At 67.7% G+C, this 2,532-nt stretch carries 2 protein-coding genes; both read right to left on the bottom strand.

Annotation, left to right across the window (positions count from 1 at the left end):
* Window positions 1-177 precede the first annotated feature (177 nt).
* A complete protein-coding gene (istB, locus tag HNR01_RS27295) occupies window positions 178-909 on the bottom strand; it encodes an IS21-like element helper ATPase IstB (RefSeq protein ID WP_183671076.1) in 732 nt (243 codons plus the stop codon).
* Window positions 909-2,414: an IS21 family transposase gene (gene istA / locus HNR01_RS27290; RefSeq protein ID WP_183671074.1), complete on the bottom strand. Its 1,506-nt coding sequence runs from the start codon at window positions 2,412-2,414 to the stop codon at window positions 909-911. Before istA ends, istB begins: the two co-directional genes overlap by 1 nt.
* Window positions 2,415-2,532: the final 118 nt, after the last annotated feature.

The following is a 2,532-nucleotide window of genomic DNA, read 5'->3' as shown; positions in this document are numbered from 1 at the left end:
CTGTCAATCGGCGTCCAATAGGGACCCAGGATCGGCGTCCAAAAGGGACCCACCCGCCGCGCATGAGCGCCGACGCAGAGGCCGATGCCGCGCAGCCGGTCGGGTCAGCGGAGCGGCATCGGCCTCGTCTCCAGCCTGACGCCGGATCGGGCCTCAGCTCTTTGAGACAATCGGCACTCAGCTGCGCGTCTTCAGCCGCCAGCTGGCATTGCCCGTTTCCAGGATGTCGCAGTGGTGCGTGAGGCGGTCGAGTAGCGCCGTCGTCATCTTCGCGTCCCCGAACACGCTCGGCCACTCGCCAAACGGCAGGTTCGTCGTCACGATCACCGAGGTTCGCTCGTAGAGCCGGCTGACCAGATGGAACAGCATCTGCCCGCCGGCGCGCGGGAACGGTAGGTAGCCGAGCTCGTCCAGGATCACGAGGTCCATCCGTGCCAGCTGCGAGGCCAGCCGGCCGGCCTTGCCCGCCCGCGCCTCTGCCTCAAGCTGGTTGACCAGATCGACCGTGTTGAAGAAGCGCACCCGCGCCTCCCGCTCCCGCACGCAGTTCGCCCCGATCGCGATGGCCAGATGCGTCTTACCCGAGCCCGTGCCGCCGATCAGCACCGCGTTGCGGCTGTCGGTGAGGAAGTTACCCTGATGCAGATCGCGCACCATCGCTGCATTCACCGGCGAGGCGGTCAGGTCGAACTCGGTCAGCGTCTTCAGGACCGGGAACTTGGCGTTGCCCATGCGGTAGGCCGTAGCCCGGCTCTCCACGTCGGCCAGTTGCGCGGCCAGTAGATCCCCCACCACCCGCTCTGGAGCGTGCCCGCGCTTGCCGGCCTGCGTGATGATCTCGTCGTAGGCAGCGCGCATGCCGCGCAGCTTGAGCTTGATCATCAGGTCGACGACGGTGTGTCGCTCCATCAGATCGCCTCCAGAGGTCGCAGACCGTCGTAGCGCGCGCAATCAGCTGCAGGCTCGATCCCGAGCGTCAGACCTGCCGGCGTCGGCACCGGTGCAGGCGGGAGGCTCTCGCGGCTGCGCGCGAGCAGGTTGAGCACCGCATCGGCGCTAAACAGACGTGTGGCCAAGGCAGCGGTGCATGCGGCCTCGACCGCCTCCAGGCCTGCCTCGGGCACGGCCGAGAGGATCGCGACGAACTGCCGGTCGCCGTCGGCATGAGCGCACAGCCGCTCGCGGATCTGAGCCAAGCCGTCGGGCAGATCCCAGTCACGGAAGGGCTCGCCGTTGCGCAAGGCTCCGGGTTTGCGGGCCAGCACGGGCAGGTAGTGCCAAGCGTTGAAGATGGTTTGGTAGCGGCCGAAGCAGCGCGCATGCTCGGCGACGTTCTGGCCGTTGAGGAAGACGGCGATCCGGTCGGCATAGGCACGCAGCTGCACGTGTCGCCCGGCGGCGCGGGCAGCCACTGAGTAGCGGTTGTAGTCGTAGCGCACGAGGCAGGTCTTGGAGGCGACCACCTCGACCTCGTGGAAGCCGTCGAACGCACCACGGTAGGGGATCAGCGCCGGCCGGTCCTCGGCCTCGAAGACGGCCTGAACGGTGCGGTCGCGCTGCACCGGATGCGCCGCGGTGCCTGCCCAAAGCCGGCACTGCTCCTTCAGCCAGTGGTTGAGGTCGGCCAGGGTCTCGAAGCGCAGGACCGGCTTGAAGAAGCGGTTGCGGGCGGTGCGCACCTGGTTCTCGACCTGCCCCTTCTCCCAGCCGGCGCTGGGGTTGCAGGCGGTGGGTTCAACGAGGTGGTGCGAGCAGAGCTGCAAGAAGCGGCGGTTGAAGGTGCGCTGGCGACCGACGAAGATCGCAGAGACGGCCGTGCGCATGTTGTCATAGATGCCGCGCCGGCAGGAGCCGCCGAAGAAGCGGAAGGCGTGCTCATGAGCGTCGAAGACCATCTCCTGCGTCTCGCGCGGATAGGCACGCAGCAGGAAGAGCCGGCTGTGGCAAAGCCGGATATGGGCGACCTTGACCTGCGAGGTGACGCCGGCAAGCCGGACAGTCTCGTGGCTCCAGTCGAACTGATAGGCTTCACCTGGGGCGAAGGCGAGTGGCACGAACACGCCCGTGGCGGTGGCGGCATGCTCCGCGAACCAGCGTTGCGCGTAGCGGCGAACCGCGTCGTAGCCGCCGGCATAGCCCTCCGCTCGCAGCCCCTCGAACAGGCGCATGAGGCTGAGGCGCTCGCGTTTGGGCTTGGTCAGCTCCTCGGCGAGCAGAGCGTCCAGGCGCGCGATGTACCCGTCGAGTTGCGGCCGGGGCTGGTGCTGACGCTTGTAGGCGAAAGCGGTCTTGTCCGAGCGCAGCGCCTTGCGCACGACCTTGCGGGACAGGCGCAGCTCGCGCGAGATCTCCCGGATGCTCCGGTGCTCGCGAAACAGGCGCCGGATCTTGGCGATGGTCTCCACGATCAACATCCCCGGCTGGCTCCCTGACCGTGAGCGGTAGGGAGCAAGAGATGCACGGGGGCGGGGTGGGTCCCTATTGGACGCCGATCAGCCCCTCAGCCGGGTCCTTTTTCCACGCCGATACCCA

The organism is Methylorubrum rhodesianum (assembly GCF_014199985.1).
Taxonomy (GTDB): domain Bacteria; phylum Pseudomonadota; class Alphaproteobacteria; order Rhizobiales; family Beijerinckiaceae; genus Methylobacterium; species Methylobacterium rhodesianum.
The sequence above is the reverse complement of the archived record's forward strand: the minus strand, read 5'-3'. Positions and strand labels throughout refer to the sequence as shown.

Excerpts from the sequence above, each read along its gene's own strand:
- istB (WP_183671076.1), bottom strand. The coding sequence starts at position 909 with ATGGAGCGACACACCGTCGTCGACCTGATGATCAAGCTCAAGCTGCGC.
- istA (WP_183671074.1), bottom strand. The coding sequence starts at position 2,414 with ATGTTGATCGTGGAGACCATCGCCAAGATCCGGCGCCTGTTTCGCGAG.